Source organism: Nocardia sp. NPDC004654, from assembly GCF_040609595.1.
Taxonomy (GTDB): domain Bacteria; phylum Actinomycetota; class Actinomycetes; order Mycobacteriales; family Mycobacteriaceae; genus Nocardia.
In genome coordinates this window covers 283,961-301,448 of record NZ_JBEXKI010000003.1, presented here as the reverse complement: position 1 = coordinate 301,448, position 17,488 = coordinate 283,961, and the positions used below count along the sequence as shown (strand labels likewise).

At 66.8% G+C, this 17,488-nt stretch carries 12 protein-coding genes; 3 read left to right on the top strand and 9 right to left on the bottom strand.

Going from position 1 to position 17,488, the window contains the following annotated elements:
- The first annotated feature begins 131 nt into the window (after nucleotides 1-131).
- Both eccCa and ABZV58_RS11615 read left to right on the top strand, forming a co-directional pair.
- Nucleotides 132-4,175, top strand: a complete 4,044-nt coding sequence (eccCa, locus tag ABZV58_RS11620) for a type VII secretion protein EccCa (RefSeq protein WP_355000096.1) — start codon at nucleotides 132-134, stop codon at nucleotides 4,173-4,175.
- Complete coding sequence (locus ABZV58_RS11615; protein WP_355000095.1) at nucleotides 4,154-5,614, top strand: type VII secretion-associated protein; 1,461 nt, start codon at nucleotides 4,154-4,156, stop codon at nucleotides 5,612-5,614. The genes eccCa and ABZV58_RS11615 overlap by 22 nt, the downstream gene beginning before the upstream one ends.
- A gap of 84 nt (nucleotides 5,615-5,698) precedes the next feature.
- Here ABZV58_RS11615 and ABZV58_RS11610 read toward each other — a convergent pair whose 3' ends face one another.
- The 9 genes from ABZV58_RS11610 to ABZV58_RS11570 all read right to left on the bottom strand — a co-directional run bounded on the left by ABZV58_RS11610 (nucleotide 5,699) and on the right by ABZV58_RS11570 (nucleotide 16,023).
- Nucleotides 5,699-5,989 carry a WXG100 family type VII secretion target gene (locus ABZV58_RS11610; RefSeq protein WP_355000094.1) on the bottom strand — a complete coding sequence of 97 codons (291 nt, stop codon included), beginning with the start codon at nucleotides 5,987-5,989 and terminating at the stop codon, nucleotides 5,699-5,701.
- A 40-nt stretch (nucleotides 5,990-6,029) separates the two neighbouring features.
- The gene (locus ABZV58_RS11605; protein ID WP_355000093.1) at nucleotides 6,030-6,359 is read right to left on the bottom strand and encodes a WXG100 family type VII secretion target; all 330 of its coding nucleotides are present in this window, start codon (nucleotides 6,357-6,359) and stop codon (nucleotides 6,030-6,032) included.
- A 417-nt stretch (nucleotides 6,360-6,776) separates the two neighbouring features.
- Entirely contained in the window at nucleotides 6,777-8,429 is a 1,653-nt protein-coding gene (locus ABZV58_RS11600; protein WP_355000092.1) for a serine/threonine-protein kinase, read from the bottom strand.
- Nucleotides 8,430-8,571: 142 nt separating this feature from the next.
- Nucleotides 8,572-9,933 (bottom strand): hypothetical protein, encoded by a 1,362-nt coding sequence (locus ABZV58_RS11595; protein ID WP_355000091.1) that lies wholly within the window; start codon nucleotides 9,931-9,933, stop codon nucleotides 8,572-8,574.
- The gene (locus tag ABZV58_RS11590) at nucleotides 9,825-10,973 is read right to left on the bottom strand and encodes a hypothetical protein (protein WP_355000090.1); all 1,149 of its coding nucleotides are present in this window, start codon (nucleotides 10,971-10,973) and stop codon (nucleotides 9,825-9,827) included. The genes ABZV58_RS11595 and ABZV58_RS11590 overlap by 109 nt, the downstream gene beginning before the upstream one ends.
- Before the next feature lie 44 nt (nucleotides 10,974-11,017).
- A complete protein-coding gene (locus ABZV58_RS11585) occupies nucleotides 11,018-12,223 on the bottom strand; it encodes a hypothetical protein (RefSeq protein WP_355000089.1) in 1,206 nt (401 codons plus the stop codon).
- Nucleotides 12,224-12,284: 61 nt separating this feature from the next.
- Entirely contained in the window at nucleotides 12,285-13,472 is a 1,188-nt protein-coding gene (locus ABZV58_RS11580) for a hypothetical protein (protein ID WP_355000088.1), read from the bottom strand.
- 2 nt (nucleotides 13,473-13,474) lie between these two features.
- Entirely contained in the window at nucleotides 13,475-14,647 is a 1,173-nt protein-coding gene (locus ABZV58_RS11575; RefSeq protein ID WP_355000087.1) for a hypothetical protein, read from the bottom strand.
- Between the two features lie 170 nt (nucleotides 14,648-14,817).
- Entirely contained in the window at nucleotides 14,818-16,023 is a 1,206-nt protein-coding gene (locus ABZV58_RS11570) for a hypothetical protein (RefSeq protein WP_355000086.1), read from the bottom strand.
- 142 nt (nucleotides 16,024-16,165) lie between these two features.
- On the opposite strand from ABZV58_RS11570, the gene ABZV58_RS11565 reads away from it, so the two are divergent.
- Nucleotides 16,166-17,476 (top strand): FHA domain-containing protein, encoded by a 1,311-nt coding sequence (locus ABZV58_RS11565; RefSeq protein WP_355000085.1) that lies wholly within the window; start codon nucleotides 16,166-16,168, stop codon nucleotides 17,474-17,476.
- Nucleotides 17,477-17,488: the final 12 nt, after the last annotated feature.

Sequence of the window (17,488 nt, the reverse complement as noted above, 5' to 3'; positions counted from 1 at the left end):
GCGAATCCTGTGCCAGCGCGCCTCGCGCATGCCGAAGCCGAGCGCCAGCGAGGCGCGGGCATGAGCGAACGCGGTGATCGAAACATGCGCCTGCGGGCCTCGGGTATGGCCGAGCCGAGCGAGGCGCACGCATGAGCACAGTCCGGTTCCAGCGCCGTGCTCGTCGAGAGATGCCGCGTACGCCCGGTGGCGAGGTCACTCTCCAGCCGCCGCCCGAGATCCCAAGGGTCACACCGGGCAATCTGCTGATGAAGCTGATGCCCGTCGTGATGATCATCGGCATGGTCGGCATGATGGCGCTGTTGTTCACCCAGGGCGGCGGCATCGCGTCGAACCCGATGAGCATGATGTTCCCGATCATGATGCTGTTCTCGATGGTCGGCATGTTCGCGGGCCAGGGCGGCGGCAAGGGCCAGAAGGCGGCCGAGGCGAACGAGGACCGCAAGGACTACCTGCGCTACCTCGACCAGGTGCGCAAGGACGTCGACGAGACCGCCAAACAGCAACGCGCGTCGGTGGAATGGAGCCACCCGGAGCCCGGCCTGATCTGGATGCTCGCCGGCACCAGCCGCATGTGGGAGCGCCGCGCGGGGGACAAGGACTTCTGCCACGCCCGCATCGGCATCGGCGGGCAGCGCCTGGCCACCCGGCTGGTCGCGCCGGAGACCGGCCCGGTCGAGGAGCTGGAACCGATTGCCGCGGTGTCGCTGCGCCGCTTCGTGCGCGCGCACTCGACGGTGCCGGATCTGCCGACCGCGATCGCGGTGAAGGGCTTCGCCACCATCGCGTTGGACGGCGACCGGAACGAGGCCCGCGACATGGTGCGGGCGATGTTGTTGCAGCTGTGCATGTTCCAGGGCCCGGACCAGGTGCTCGTCGCCGTGGTGTGCGGGCCGGACACCGCGCGCGAGTGGGAGTGGACCAAGTGGCTGCCGCACACCCAGCATCCCGACGCCCAGGACGGCATCGGCACCCAGCGCATGTTCTACGGCTCGATCCGGGAGGCCACCGCGAGCCTGCACCCGCTGCTGGCCAATCGCGTTCGCTACTCGCGTAACCAGCCCGCGAACGCCGGTCTGGTGCAGCTCGTCATCGTGGTCGACGGCGGCCTGCTGGAGGCCGAGGACGATCAGCTGCGCGAATCCGGCTACGAGGGCGTCACCATCATCGATCTGTGCGGATACGCTCCGCGCCTCGCGGTTTCGCGCGGCATCAAGATGGTCGTCGAGAACGGCGAGTGCGTCGGCCGCGGCGCCACCGGCAATCAGGAGCGGTTCGCGCTCATCGACCGGATCAGCGCGCACCAGGCCCAGCAGGCCGCGCGCAGGCTTGCGCCCTATCGCGCGGCTACCCAGCGCAGCAGCGACGTGGAGACCGAGGACACCGAGATCATCTCGAGCTGGGCGCAGCTGATGAACCTCGGCGACATCGGCTCGTTCAACCCGGAGAGCGCGTGGCGGCCCCGCTACGGCCGGGAACGCCTGCGCGTCGCGTTCGGCCTCGACGCCGCGGGACTGCCGATCGAACTCGACATCAAGGAAGCCGCCGAGAACGGCATGGGACCGCACGGCCTGTGCATCGGCGCGACCGGCTCCGGTAAATCCGAGTTCCTGCGCACCCTGGTGCTCAGCCTGCTGGCCACTCACTCGCCCGACCAGCTCAACCTGGTGCTCGTCGACTTCAAGGGTGGTGCGACCTTCCTCGGTCTGGACGGCGTGCCGCACGTCGCGGCCGTCATCACGAACCTCGAGGACGAAGCCGACCTCGTCGACCGTATGAAGGACGCGCTGGCCGGTGAGATGAACCGTCGCCAGGAAGTGCTGCGCCAAGCGGGCAACTTCGCCAACGTCTCGGAGTACGAGAAGGCCCGCGCGGCGGGCGCCGACCTGGACCCGCTACCCGCGCTTTTCGTGGTGCTCGACGAGTTCTCCGAATTGCTCACCCAGCACCCCGATTTCGCCGAGTTGTTCGTGATGATCGGTCGACTCGGCCGCTCGCTGCACGTGCACCTGTTGCTCGCCTCGCAGCGCCTGGAAGAGGGCAAGCTGAAGGGCCTGGAGAGCCACCTGTCCTACCGGATCGGTCTGAAGACGTTCTCCGCCAACGAATCCCGTCAGGTGCTCGGCGTGCCCGACGCTTACAACCTGCCCAACAGCCCCGGTGGCGGTTACCTGAAGTCCGACTCCGGTGAGATCCAGCGCTTCCAGGCCTCCTACGTCTCCGGCCCATACGTCGGCGGCGGCTCGCAGCGCGAGGTGACCCAGGCCGGTGTCGCGGGCGGCGAGATCGACGTGAAGGCACGGCCTTTCACCGCCCACCACGTGGATTTCCGCGCCATCGACCGGGTGCCGCTGCCCACCCAGGGCAGCAGCGAGCCGGAGGAGCACCACACCGAGGACGGCGAGCAGATCTCGAACGTCAACATGCTCGTCTCGCGTATCCGCGGGCACGGCCGACCGGCGCACGAGATCTGGCTGCCGCCGCTGGACGAGGCGCCGACGCTGGACCAGCTCATCCCGCGCTCGATCCTCACCGGCGAGTACTCGGCCGTCGCGACGTTGCGCGCGCCGATCGGCATTGTCGACCGCCCGTACGACCAGCGCCGCGATCCCTTGGTCGTGGACCTGTCCGGTTCCCGAGGCAATGTCGCGGTGGTCGGCGGTCCGCAGTCCGGCAAGTCCACCGCGCTGCGCACCATGATCATGGCGATGTCGATGACGCACACCGCCGAGCAGGTGCAGTTCTACTGCCTCGATTTCGGTGGCGGTACCTTGGCCAGCCTGGAGGGCCTGCCGCACGTCGGTTCGGTGGCAAGCCGTTTGGACGAGGACAAGGTCCGGCGCACCATCGCCGAGATGACCACCATCGTCCGCCAGCGCGAGGCCCGGTTCCGTCAGCTCGGCATCGAGTCGATGGCGGAGTTCCGCCGCCTGCGTTCGATGGACCCGTCCAGCAGCCCCGCCGCCGCCGGCGCGCACGAGGACCCGTTCGGCGACGTCTTCCTGGTGATCGACGGCTTCGGCTCGATCCGGCAGGACTTCGATCCGCTCGAGCAGCCGATCATGAACCTTGCGGTGCAGGGACTTTCGTACGGCGTGCACGTCGTCATCGCGCTGGCCCGCTGGGCCGAGGCGCGTCCGGCGCTCAAGGACCAGATCGGCACCCGCATCGAGCTGCGGCTCGGTGACCCGATGGACTCCGACCTCGGCCGCAAGTTCGCCGCGCTGGTCCCGATGGGCCGCCCCGGTCGCGGTATGACTCCGGACTGCCTGCACATGCTGACGGGTCTGCCGCGCATCGACGGCAGCTCCGACCCGACCAACCTCGGCCAGGCCGTCGCCGACGCCGTGGCGACGATCGCGCGCCTGACTCCCGGTCGGCACGCGCCCGCCGCGCGCATGCTGCCCGAAGTGCTGCCGCGCGAACAGCTGTTGCAGCTCGCCGGGAACTGGCCGTCGCAGCTCAACTCGGGCGTCAAGAACGTGCGCATCCCGCTCGGCATCAACGAGTCCGAGCTCGCGCCGGTCTACCTCGACTTCAACGAGAGCCCGCACTTCATCGTCATCGGTGACAGCGAGTCGGGCAAGACGACGCTGCTGCGCTCGATCATCGAGGGCATCGCCGCCGCCAACTCGCCGAACGAGGCCCGCTTCATCCTCGGCGACTACCGGCGCACCATGCTCGGCCTGGTGCCCGACGGCTACCTCGCCGGATACGGTTCCACCGCACCGCAGTTCACGCAGAACATGAACGACCTGGCCGCCTACGTCGCCCAGCGCACGCCCGGCCCGGACGTCACCCCGCAGCAGCTGCGCGAAAGGTCCTGGTGGAACGGGCCGGAGCTGTTCGTCATCGTCGACGACTACGACCTGGTCGCCACCTCCATGGGCAACCCGGTCTCGGCCCTCGTCGAACACCTGCCGCACGCCCGCGATCTCGGCTTCCACCTGATCGTCGCCCGTCGCGCGGGTGGCGCCAGCCGGGCCATGTACGAGGCCACCATGGCGCGGATGAAGGATCTCGGTTCGGCGGGTCTGATCATGAGCTGCCCGAAGGACGAGGGCGTGCTGATGGGTACGGTGCGCCCGAGTCCGCTGCCGCCGGGCCGCGGTACGTACATCACCCGTAACGCCCAGGAACTGATCCAGCTGGCATGGATGCCGGCGGCCGAGTGATGTCGTCGGTCGACCTAGTCCTGACAGACACCCGCATCTGGGCGCGCGGCCCCGCCACGCACTGGGACGCACCGCCCTCGGTCGTCTTGGGCAGCAACGGAAACCTGGTCGTCGGCGAGTCGTTGAACCCGCCGACCCAGGTCAGCTCCGCCGTGCAGTTCGTGCCCGCCGAGCGAATCGCGCTGCTGCCGCGGGTACCCACGGTGCCGGAAGCCTTGACCGCGGTCTTCGGCACGGCGCTGGAGAACCTCGGCGTCGGCGTCCCGTGCGAGCGCATCACCCTCGTCTGCCCGACGGAATGGGGCGGCAGTCGCCGCGCCGTGCTGGACGCCGCCGCGCGCCGGTTCGCGCACGACGTCGTGTTCGAGGAGATCGCCTCGCGCGCGGTCACCGTCGACGACGGCACCGCGCGCAGCCGCCGCACCGTCGTCCTGGAGTTCGGCGCCATCACCACCACCGCCACCGCGGTGACCCGCAGCCACCTCGGCGTCCAGATCGAAGCGTGCGAGCACGAACCGAATCTCGCGCTCGCCGACCTCGGCCACGATCAGCGCGCGTTCGACACGTTGACCAGCCTGATCACCCGTCTCCTCGACGGCCGCCCTGCGGATGTCGTTCAGGCCTTCGGCGTTTCCGATCCGGCCAAGCTGGACCTCATCGCCGCGGCGGTGCAACAGTCCTGCGGCCCCGACGCCGAACTACGCCCCATCTCCGGCGGCGAACTCGTCCGCGGCGCGCACCAGGAACCGGAGTACCGCCCCGAAGCGGCTCCGGCCCTGCCCACCAACGAATGGCTCCAGCCGCTGCGCGAACGCGCCGCAGCCCAGGCCCCCGACCGCCCGATCGCCAAGTACGTCCTCGCGGGCGTCGCCGTGGTCGCGGTGGTGGCCGCGGTTGTCGTAGGTGGCGTCGTCGTATCCGGCGGCTCGGACGAAGCCCCGGCCGCGGCGCCATCCAGCACCGCACCGATCACACTGTCCGTCCCACCCATTCCCTCGCTGCCACCGACGACCTCGCCGGGACCGCAGGAAACCGTGGGCCGCATCCGTTTCAAGGTGCCGGACGGCTGGCGACTCACCCCGCCCTCCGCCCAGAACGGCGGCCGGGTCGACCTGTCCCCCCAAGACGGCGCCCGCTTCCGAATGACCCTCGTCCAAACCCCGGTCGCCCCCAACGCCGGCTACGAACAGATCGCCGCCAACCTCGAAGCCCAGATGAAGACGAAGCCATCCATCGGCGACCTCCGCCGCGACGTCGTCTTCGGCGGCCGCTCCGGGCTTTCTTACGTGGAGCGTCCGGAGGGTTCCACGGTGCAGTGGCATGTGTTGGTGGAACACGGGATTCAGGTCAGCATCGGATGCCAGTACGTGGGGAACACGTGGACTGGCTTCGAGCCGACGTGTGAGGATTTCGCGTCGTCGGTGCATGTGATTCCCTGAGCGGGAATTCGCTCGACACAAACTAATTCGGGCCCCCAGCGAGAATGCTGGGGGCCCGAAAGTTTCGAACCGATCGAGTCGAACTCAGAAAAGGTTCGCGAGCGCGGAGTCGGTGCCCTGCAGCTCGGAGTTACCGGTGCTGACCAGCTGCGCGGCACCGTTCAGGGTCTGCTGCAGCTGCAGAACGTGGTTCTGCCAGTTCCGCTGCAGCTCGCTGAAGGCCTCGTTCGCGGCACCGGCGCCGTGGTCGGCCACGTACTGCTCGACCTTCTTGTGGAAGGACTCGAGCTCGTCGCGAATGCCTTCGGCGCGCTTGATGATTTGCTGGGCACCGGACTCGACGCCCGAGAAATTGGCGGAGATGGGCTTGCTCATGTTTCAGGCTCCTTTGTCGGCGATTGGGGAAAGAACGGGATCAGAGCGCCGGCAGGTCGAGGCTCGACACCTGCTGCTGCACCTTCGAGGCGAAGTCGGTGTCCTGGTCCTGGAACTGTCCGCTCATCTTGACAAGCTTTTCCGACGTCTCCATCAGCTTGTCGTTCATCTTGTCGGCCTGGAAGTAGTAGCGCTCCATGAAGGCGTTGAACGCGTCGCGCGCCTGGCCCTGCCAGTTCGCGCCGTTGGTGACGGCGTCCTCGTCGGCCTTCAGCGTCCGGATGGCCGCCATCAGGTTGCTGTGCTGCTCCTGGAACTCCTTCGCCTTCTGTGCGATGAGTGCGCTATCAGCCTTCAAGTTGTCCGCCATAGCGGCTTCCTCCTCCTGCTCGTGGTCAACGCCCGGAGTGTGAGCTGACCCTGTTCATATGATTGGACGCGCTCTGGGCTCGATCGGTTCCACTGATTTCGATTGATTTCCGGCGGATTCGATCGCGTCTCGACGCCCCTGCGCGTGGTCGACCAGCTACACCGAGGACGGAGGGTCTGGATGATCTTTCTCCCCCCACATCTCGACCGCGGTGCCGTCGCATCGGTCGCTGCCAGCGCTCTGCTCCCCTCCTTCCCCCTGCTCGCTACACCTGATCGGCGAGTGGGCTGGCTGGGCATCACCCTACCGAATGGGTTCCCCTTGCGCTACCAGCGTTTAATGTCCGCGGGCGCGCGTCGGCGCCGGATCTGTGCGGTGTCGGGCAGATGAATCCAGCGCGCCAGGACCCGCGGGCGGCTACTTCACCACTTTCGCGATCATAGGCACTAGTTTGTCCACAAGTACGCCGGTCGACTGGTCGGTCCAGACCTGGAATGCCTGGATCGTCGCTGGATCGTCGACGATCACGATCTTGGCGGAACTGCTCGTGATACTGCTTGGCAGGCCGCGGAAACCGCCGTTACCGGCCTCGCTGTCCGTTCGCACGACGATGAGCACTTCGGAATCGATCTCGTTCGAGGACATCCCGAGGGAGAGCTGGCGTGGTGATTTCTCGTCGCCGACGGCCTTGTATTTCGTGCTGTAGCGGAAACCGATATCTTGCAGGAACTTCGACTGCGTACTCGGATTCAGCACCGCGGACAACGTGGAATTTCCGAAGTTGAGCGCGGTGATCGTCTTTCCGTCGAACTGCGGATTGTTGTTGCGGACGTCGGCGAGCTGGGTTCCGCCGCCCCCGCTCGAGTCGGATCCGCTGGTGAAGAAGTAAGTGCCCGCGGCGACGGCGATCGCGATCACCACGGAGACGATGGCGGGCAGCAAGATCTTGCGCGCACGAGAGTTTTTCGCGCCGCTACCGTTACGCAGCGTCGAGACGAGCTGCTGATCCGTCGCCTCGTGCGACGAGGAATAACCGCCCTGCTGCGGGTACGGGCTGTCGCCGGGTGCGGTCACCGAGTGTCTCGGATCGGTGAAATGCGTCCGTACCTCGGCGTGCGGGTCGGTGAAAGGCGTCGACACCTCGGCGTGCGGGTCGGTGAAAGGAGTCCGCACCTGCGCGCGGGAATCGGTGACATAGGCCGGTCCGGGCGCGCGGAACATTTGGGCGCCGTACAGCGCGGCCTCGGCGTCCTGCACGAACTCTCGGCACGAGTTGTACCGATTGTCAGGGCTCTTCGCGAGGACCTTCTCGATAACGGCGTCGAGCGCGGGAGGAAGGCCCGCTCGCGCCGCGCTCAGTTTCGGCGGCGGCTCGTGCATGTGCCCCATCATGACCACCGCGGGCATGGTCGACGGGTACGGGTTCTGACCTGTCAGCAGGCGGTAGAAGGCGCAGCCGAGGCTGTAGATGTCGGAGCGATGGTCGAGTCGATCGCCGATCAGCTGTTCCGGCGAGGCGTAGGCGACGGTCGCCATGAAATTTCCGGTCGCCGTCAGATCCTGCCCGTCCTCGGCGGATTTCGCCACGCCGAAGTCGGTCAGCAGCACGCGCTCCTCGTCCCCCTCATCGGCGGCGGAGAGCAGGAAGTTGGCAGGCTTGACGTCGCGGTGCAGAAGTCCGCGCCGATGCGCGTAGTCGAGACCCTTGCCGACTTCCGAAATGATGCGCAGCGCGCGCTGCGGCGTCATGACCGACGGCCCCTTCTTCGCCTCCTCGGCCGCGTCGGTGCCATCGACGTACTGCATGGCGATCCACAGTTGGCCGCTCTCCTCGCCACGGTTGTAGACCGCGACGATGTTCGGATGGTCCAGTCCAGCGGCGAGATTGGCCTCGCGTTCGAAACGCGCGCGGAACTCCGCGTCGGTCGACAGATCGGCGCTGAGTACCTTCAACGCGTCGCGGCGGGGCAAGATCGGGTTCTGCGCCAGGTAGACAGTCCCCATCCCGCCGCTGCCGAGAACCTGAAGAACCCGGTATCCTCCCACCACTGCACCGGGCCGCAAGGCCATTCGGTCCTCCCTCAAAGATCTCGAACGCCCGGATCCACGAGCTTTCCGGAAGAATCTAGCAAGCACCGCTCGTCCGATCGACTCGCGTCGCGAGTGATCGCTTCCGTACCAGGGATGCCCGCCGCCCGCGGCGCGTACTCCATCATCCGGTCTTCAACAGGGCGTACTGCGCGGAAATCCGTTGGAAAAGGTCCTGGGGCTGCATGCTTCGCGCCTGCACGACGTAGCGGCCGACCTGAAGGATGCAGAGGTTCGCCGAGACCTTCGGCTCCTGCTGGTCGACGGTGTTCTCGAAATACTCGGTGAAGCACTCGACGTTCGCGTCCAGGCCGGACGGCGGTCCGATCAGTTTTTGGTTGGCGGGCATGTCTTTCGACGGTTGCCACTCGCGCCACAGTGCTTCGGCACCCTTCGCGGACTTGCTTCGGAACACCACCGCGTCGCCGTAGCTGACGAGGTCGACTTCGCTTCGTTGCAACAACGGCAGCATCTCCGGCGTGGGCTGTTGGAACAGCGAGAGCGCGCCGCGACCCGTGTAGACACTGTCGGGCTCCGGTCGGAACGGTGCGGTGGGGTTGCTTGGCAGTGTGCGCCCGAGCAGGCCGCTGGGATCGAGCGGTATCCGGGCGAGTTCGGCGCTCGGTGTCGGCTGGAACTTGTCCAGAAGCGGAATCTGCACGTCGAGCATCCGCTCGACTTGCGAGACCAACGCGGGAAGATCGGGCCCCGAGGTGTCGTCGACGACCTTGATGAAGATGACGTAGCGGTCGTGTACCGTCCACGATCCGATCGAGGAGATGCCGGGGCGCCAATGTGCGGTCGTGTTGGGATGTTTGGTGATCGCGACCGGCTCGTTGTCGCGGTTGTAGGTGAAGTCGTCGTGTTCCAGCGTCGGCCCGACCGTCTTCGCGCTGTTCGCGTCGGGGAACATCAAGACCGCGACGTTCATCGTGCGCCGCGGCGCGTCGCGTGGTCCACCGGTGGCCCACGCGTTCACCCAGCCCGCGACCAGGTCCTTGGCGACATCGTCGAAGGTGTCGTTGATAACCAGGTTGCCCAGCGTCTTGCGATTCAGCACGATGTGCGGTCGGAGAAACCACACGTCCTCGACATAAGAGGGGTCCGCCTCGTAGGGCAGTGCCACGAAATCGGCCAGCCGCTGCGATTCGCGTGAGCGAGCCTGCTTGTCGTTCTTGGCATTTCCGACGATGCGTGGCTGGGTCGAGTAATTGCCGACGTCGAGTTCGGAGACGTCTGGCTGAACCTGCTGGGCTGTTCCCGATATCACCGAGCCACATGCGCCGAGCCCTATCGCCACAGCGACGGCCATCAACAGTGCACCGCCGGTGCGCGGAAATACCGAATTCTTTGCGAGCTTCATCTTCTGCCTCTTGGCTACTGCTGATAAGCCAGCAACTTGTACTGTGCCGCTGCCTTTTGGTGCAGCTGCTGGGCGTTCGTTCCAGTTACCCGCGCCACGTAGCGGTCGTAGATCACGAAGCAAACCGGCGGATACTGCGGCGGGTTGCTCTTCTTGTCCTTGGTGTCGAAGCATTTCGCGGTGGGCAGCTTCGGCGGACTGTCCATCGGTGTATATCCGCTCTCGTCGAGTCCCGCGAATGCCGCGAGCAGACGCTCGGCGGCATCGGCGTTCGCGGTGCGATACACCCGGCCGCCGGAGTACGTGACGAGATCCACTTCCGCGTCCGCGAACGCGGGCCTGAGCGATCCAGGATGACGTTCGAAATGCAGCGCCGCCTGCGCAGGCATCGCAACGGATTGGTCGTACTTCCGCTTCTGGTTGTCCTCGAGCGGGAGGGTGCGCCCGAGCAGCCCTTCCGGGTCCAGCGGCAGAGTGCCGAGGCGGTCGAGCGGCGAGGGGCTGTATGACTTCAGAGCGTCGAGGATGTCCGTGAAAGCCTTCTGCGCGAAGGACACGAGCGGCGCAGCCTCCGGAGGCTCCGTCAGCGGATCGTCCATGTGTACATACATCAGCAGTGCGTCTTGCGTCAGCCAAGCATCGAGAAACTTCTTGCTGGGCGACCACTTGGCCCTGGCCTTGGGGAACCCCGGGATGGTGACCGCCTCACCAGGGAGGTTCGTCGCTTGGCGTTCGGCGAGTCTCTTCGCCGACTCCTCCGCGTGGCTCGCGTCGGTAAAACGAAGCACTCGCATCTCGACGGACCGACCGGGCGCCGGTACGGCGCGACGTTCGGCGGACGCCTCCCACCCGGTGACATAACCCTGCAAGAGCGCAGGAAGCTCCTCGCGGTCGATCGAATAGGGCGTCGAGTTGGTGTCCGGAGTCAGTCTCCGATCGGTGTTCACGAGACGTTGGAAGGCGTACTTGCCGTCGATCTCGACCGGCAACGGAACGTGCTCGCCGATTCGCACGGCCTCCAATGCCGCGCCCGTCTGATCCGACCGTATCGCTTCCGCATCTCGGGGGACCGACAGGTAGTTCCCGGAATCCAGTGCCGAGACATCGATGGCGGGCGAGGCTGACCCATCGTCTTGCCCGCAGCCGGTAGCGGCAATGACCACGGCGGCAATGACGAGGCACAAAGTGTGTCGGTATCGCATAGATATCACTCGCTCTTCGCCAGAATCGCGTACTGGGCGGCCGCGCGTTGGTACAGGGCCGGATCGATGGCGCCCGACAAACGCGCCTTCGAGACCACGATCGCGACGTAGCGGCCGTACACCACCGCGCAGAACAGGTCGTAGTCCCTGATCGTGTCGGTGGTATCGAGCTTCACGCAACGCGCGTCGGGCAAGCCCGGTGGCGGAGCCAGTTCTTCGTCGTTCCTACCCAGGCGGACCAGTGCCGATTGCAGTCGGATAGCAGCGGGCAGATCTCTTGCACGATAAGTTATTCCGCCTCGTCGCCCGACGAGATCGACGCCGTTTTCCCTGAAGGCCGCCTGCATCTCCACCACATTGCGCTCGTAATGCAGCTCACCCGCAGGCTCCAGCGCACCGAAGTCGTACTCGACGAAGAACGGGTCGGTGCCGTCCGTCGCCTTGGGGAGCGCACGCCGCATGATACCCTCAGGATCCAGCGGAGCGTCGAGGATGTCGTCGAGCGGCGTCAGGCGCAGCTGGCCGAGTAGTTCGATCTGCTTGTCGATGGTCTTCTTGAAGACACCCGCTAGCGCGGCTTGGTCAGGTTGCGGCACACCGACATTAGTCAGGATTACGAAGGGCCCCTTGGCGAGGAATGATACCGCGGTCACGTCGTCCGCCGACGTGGCCCTCGCATCGGGATGCCCCTCGACAGCAATGGGATGACGGACCGAATCGGCGTTGGTGATCCGATCGAAATCGTCCGCGGCCTTCCTACTGTCCTGTTCGGTCGGAAAGCGGAGAATCGAGACAATGAGTTTCTTGCGTTGGCGCAGATCGGGATTGATCCGTGAGACATAAGCTCCGGCGATCAGTTTGTTGTCGATCGTGACCGGCTGATACTTCTCGGGGAGGATCTTGGTGACGAACGGATCCTCGGGATACGAGAACAGTTCGACATCGCCGATCACCGTCAGCGCACTGTCGATATCGGTCGGGAGGACCAGATAGTTGAGCATCCGCCTGGCTTCGATGGCCTTCACATCCCCAGGGCCGCTCACTCTCGGCTCGTACGCGGTCGGTTCTTTCGCATACGAGCCGGTGTTGAGTGAGCCGACGTCCACCGGGGCCAAACCCGGTTGCGGTGTGCCCGTAATGCTCGATGAACAGCCGATGGCCGCCGTCGCTGTCACGGCGAGCAGCCCCAATAGGCCACGACGGACTTTCATGCCTCCCCCAATCCGGGCATCGATACCGATGCCACCGCGTTACTTCCCGCCGGATCCTACGTCAACTCACCGAACCGTGTGCCAGCAGCAGGTATTGGGCACTCGCCCGCTGCGCGAGGTCTTGCGGTTGGTTCGCGGTGACTTCGGCGACGTAGCGGTCGTGGGAGAAGTAGCAGCGGTGTTCCAGGATGATGCGGGCGCTCTGCGGTGGGCCAGGGTCTTCGCGGAAGCAGCGGGCGTTGGGTAGGCCGGGTGGGCTGTCGACGGGGTCGTAGCCGGGCGGGACCTGTGCGGCGAGGGCTGCGGTGAGACGGGCCGCCGCGGCGGAGTCGCTCGTGCGGTAGACGCGGGTGCCCGCGTAGGCGATCAGGTCGACCCCCGCGTCCTCGAAGGCGCGGCGGGTGAGGTCGGGGCGGTTTTCCAGGTGTAGAGCGGCGGGCACCGTGTATACGCCGGTCACGTCCTCCAGGGTGCCGGGGCGTTCGGCCGCGAGGGTGCGGGCGAGCAGGTCGTCGACGGGTGTGTCGGCGAGCTTTTCGACCGGGGTCGGGGTGAAGCCGTCCAACAGCTCGAACTGGCGGTCGAAGAGTTTCTTGGTGATCGCGAGCAGCGGCGCCGGGTCGGGCGGGGTGGCGAGACCGTCGGAGACGAAGGCCCACAGCAGGTAGTCGCCGCGAGCGGTCCAGGACTGCACCGAATCGTGGGTGCTGAGGTAGGTGCGGCCGGTGGGGTATCCGGGGATTTCGAGTGTCTGCTTGGGCGGGTATTTCTCGATTCCCTTGTCCGCCAGCACGTGCATGGCGTGCGTTGCCTGTTCGGGCGTGGTGAAGCGCAGCAGCGTGCTGCTGATGTCGAGTCCGAAGTTGCGATTCTCGCGGCGGGAACCGCCGGTGTGCCATCCGGCGACAAGTCCGGGCACCTGCTCGGAGAAGTTCTCCAGGTAGCTGATCCCGCTGCCTCGGAACGGTGGGTTGCGGGAGGTGTAGTGATGTCCCGCGAAGTTGGTGCGGCCGTGGACGAGTCGACTGTCGAGGTCCATGGGCAGCGGGACGATGCCGCCGAGTCGGATGGATTCTCGGACGGCTCCGTCGTCGGCGGTGCGCAGCGCGGACAGGTCCCTGGGCGTCGTCGGATAGTTGCCCGGATTCAAGGCGGCCGTGTCTACGCTCGCGGCGGGCTCGGACCCGCATCCTGTGGAAAGGGCGAGCAGGACGGTGAGACAGGCGAGTGCGATGCGGGAACGTGCCACGATCACGCACCCCGCGCCAGGATCGAATACTGAGCGGCCGCACGCTGATACAGGCTCGGATCGAACAGCCCGCCGGGCAGGCCGTCGGCGCCGACGACAGCGACGTAGCGGCCGTGGACGAGGACGCAGACGTATTCGTAGTACTGGTCGAAGGTGTCTGTGTCGCGCTGCAAGCACTGGGCATCGGCGATGCCGGGCGGACTGTCGACGGGTTGCTCGTCTTCGCGCGGCTCGGTGAGGGCGCGCTGGAGGCGGAACGCCGAGTCGAGATCGCGCGTGCGGTAGACGGTCGCGTCGTTGCGCGCGACGACATCGACGCCCGCACTCGCCAGTGCGGCCTGCAACTCGGCGGCGCGCGGCTCGAAATGCAGTTGTCCAGCGACGTCGTAGATTCCAGCGGGCTGGACGCGCCGGGCGGTGTCGTCGCCGCTCACCGGTAGCGGCGGTAGCGCGAGTCGCATGATGCCGTCCGGGTTGGCGGGTAAGTCGAGGATCTGATCGACCGGTGTCGGAACGAACCGGGTCAACCGTTCGAGCTGTAATTCGAGCATCGTTCGCAGCTGTGTCACAAGGGCATTCGGGTCGGGCTGGGGGACCGTGGTCATGGCCATGACCACCATCGGCCCGCGTGTGGCGAACAGGTAGCCCTTCTGGTCGTTCGCGGTCGACGCCACGGCATCCGAGTGACCCGGAATCACGAGGGCATGCCGATTCGGTATGAGTTCACCGAGCGCGCGGTCGAATTCGGTTGCGGCGGTGCGGGCCGCTTCGTCGGAGGGAAACCGCAGCAGCGCGATCGACAGGTTGCGCATGGCCCGCAGCTGCTGATTCGAGCGGACGGTGACGACGCCCGCGATCAGCCGGTGGCGTTCGGCGATCGGCTCGAACTGGGCGGGCAGCACGCCGAGAGAATCGCTGAACGCCGAACCGGGAGCGGCGACGATACGCGTGGTGTCGAGTGCGGCCATCTCGCGGTCGACTTCGTAGGGCACGATCAGATAGCCGAACAACCGCCGCGACTCGATCGCGAAGACGTCGCTCTTGGTCTCCAACTTCGGCTCGTAGTCGACGGGCGCGGAAGGGAACGGGCCGACGGCGAGGCTTGCCACGTCGACCGGAGTCATGCCTGGCACGCCGCGCCCTTCGACCGTCTGCGCGCCGCAGCCGGAGGTCATGCTGGCGAGGACGACGAGAGCCGCGGCCGCGCAAGGCAGTGTCCGGAATCCCGAAGCGGGGCGCGGCACAGTTCTCCCTTCGATCGAATACCTGCGGCGGCAGTCGGTTTCACACGGAAATGTCGAGTCGGCGTGGCGTCGTCCACATCGGATGCGGTCCGCAGCCGCGATCACAAACTGTTGGCCAGCAACGCGTACTGCGCCGCGACCTTCTGACGCACGTCGGGCTCCTTGTCGCTGGTCACCACGCCGACGTAGCGCTTGTACGGCACGTAGCAGCGGTACTTGTACTCCCGCTCCGGGTCGCCTTTGCTGTTGAGCTGCAGGCATTTCGCGCCGGGGACGTCGTTGGGGGCGTTGGCCGGGTCGAACTGATCGCCCGCGGTCTCGATCAGGCCGGTGACGAGTTTTTGGGCGGCGTCGCTGTCACGGGTGCGGGTCACCGAACTGGCGTCCACGATGGCGATCTTGTCGACGCCGGTGTCCTGGATGAGGCGCTCGGTGACAGCCTGGTCGTCGGAGGAGTGGATGCCGTGGTTGCCGCTGTAGATGGCGAAGGAGACCGGATCGGGGGAGTGCCCGCCGCGGTCGGCGACGGCGACGCGGGCGAGTAGACCGTCCGGGTCGACCTTCAGGGTGTCGAGCTGGGCGACCGGGGTCGGCTGGAACTTGTCCAGCGCGGGCACCTGGGCGGCGAACGTCTTATCCGCCCAGTTCACCAGGTCGGTGCTGTCGGCGCGGGGCCGCTGCACGTACAGCGAGATGACGAATTCGCGATGGGCGAGGAAGGCGCCGATGCTGGGAACGCCTGGGCGCCAATGGAGGTAGGCGTCGGGATATTTGGTGGAGCCGAGCCTGCGGTTCTGATCGGAGACGCCGATGTCGGCGTCCTCGAGTTCGCGGGCGGCGAGCTTGGCGCTGGCCTCGTCCGGAAAGCGGAACACGACGTTGGTGATCGCGGTGGCGTCGGTGGCGGGTCGGGTCTGGCCGGGCGGATCGGCCTTGTCGGAACCGCTTGCGGCGAAGCCGGTCACCATCTTCCGGTTGTCCAGCACCGGCTTGGAGACGTTGGCGACGAAGTCGAGGGCCGCCTCGGTGTCGGTGAGCACGGTGCTGCCGCGGCCGAAGACGAGCGACGGATCGATCCGCACGGTCGGCACCACGGCTTCGGACATGCGCATACCCTCCAGCAGCGCGCCGTCGCCGTTCGAATCCTGGTCGTACGCATGCTTGTCCACCGGATAGGTGCCGACCTCCAGGTTCCGGACGTCGAGTTCACCGGGTAGCGCGGTGCCCGCCACGCTGCTGCAACCGGTCAACGCACCGGCTACCGCCACACACGCCGCCAAGATCGCGATGCGCGAAGTCCGAACCATGACAGGCCCCTCGTTCCTCCCGTACGTGCCCTTGAAGATAACCGACGAACGCCGGGCAGAGCGACCGATCAGACACCGATTGCAATACGCTGGGTGCCATGGCGACGCCCTTGGACCAGAGCACCGGTGGAGGCCGATACCGGTGAAGGATCGGCAGGTCGAGGTCGTCGCGGGAAACCACGCCGTCGCCCGGGTCGCGGGCGCGGTGCTGGTGGTCGCGCATCGGGGACGGGACAAACCGACCGAGGACTCGCCCGCCGTCATCGCGCTCGAATCGCTCGCGGAACTGGTCAGGGCGGCCATCGAACAACAGCCGGACGGCCCGGGCGCGCTGGTCGCGCGGCAAGCGACGCGCTGGCTCATGAAGCACGCCGAGCAGATCAGCCCGGGCGTGCCGATCGATTTCGGCATCCTTTCCGCGGCGGAGAACGGCGGGGTCGCGATCTTCTTGCACGGCGCGGTGACCGCGGTGCTCGCCGGGGACGGCAGGGACGAGCGGTACCGGGGCAGCGACGCGGCGTTCACCGTCGACCGGGTCGCGCCTGTTCCGGCGCGCGGTGTCGCGTTGTTCATCGATGACGCCAACGGCCGGATTCCGGAAATGCCGCACGAGCGCGGAATCGGCTGGCTGGTAGAGGGAATCGCGCAGGCCGGAGGAGCGGTCGTCTGGTCGGACGGCGCTCGCTCGCGCGCGGTCGCCCGGCCCGAGCCAGCCGAACACCGAGCGCCGCAGCACCGCACGCCCGTCGCGCCGCTGCCGACGGCGCGCATCGATCCGGAGCCGCGTCAGCAACCCCGGCCCGAACCGCATCGGGAGCCGCAACTCACGGCGACGCAGGCGTCGACCTCGATGCTGGACTCGGTTTCCGACCCGCACGAGGCCGACACCCAGGTCGGCGGCACCAACCCGGCCCCGCAGCCCGATCCCGATCTGCAACGCCGCCTCGAGGCCACCGCGAAGGCGACCGCGCTGACCGTGAAGGTGATGGGATTCAAGTGCGCGCGAGCCCATCCCAGCGATCCGCGCGCGGCGTTCTGCACCGTCTGCGGCATGCCGGTGGACCAGACCCAGGCGCTGATCGAGGTGGTCCGTCCGCCGCTGGGCATGCTGATCCTCGACGACGGCATGACCTACATGCTGGCCGCCGACGCGGTGCTCGGCCGCGACCCCGAACACTCCGAGGCCGCGCAGCGCGGTCTCATCCCGCTGAAGGTCGAGGACAACTCCGGCGGAATGTCCCGCGCGCACGCGGAGATTCGGCTGATCAACTGGGACGTGACCGTGGTGGACCGCGGCTCGACCAACGGCACCCGCACCCGGTTGCCCGGTTACCGCGACTGGGTCCGCCTCAATCCCAACCAGCCGATGATCCTGGTGCCCGGCACCGAGGTGATGATCGGCAACCGCGTGCTGCGTTTCGAACCGGCCGCGCCGCCGCCGTTCGGAGGCTGACGCCCAGTGCCG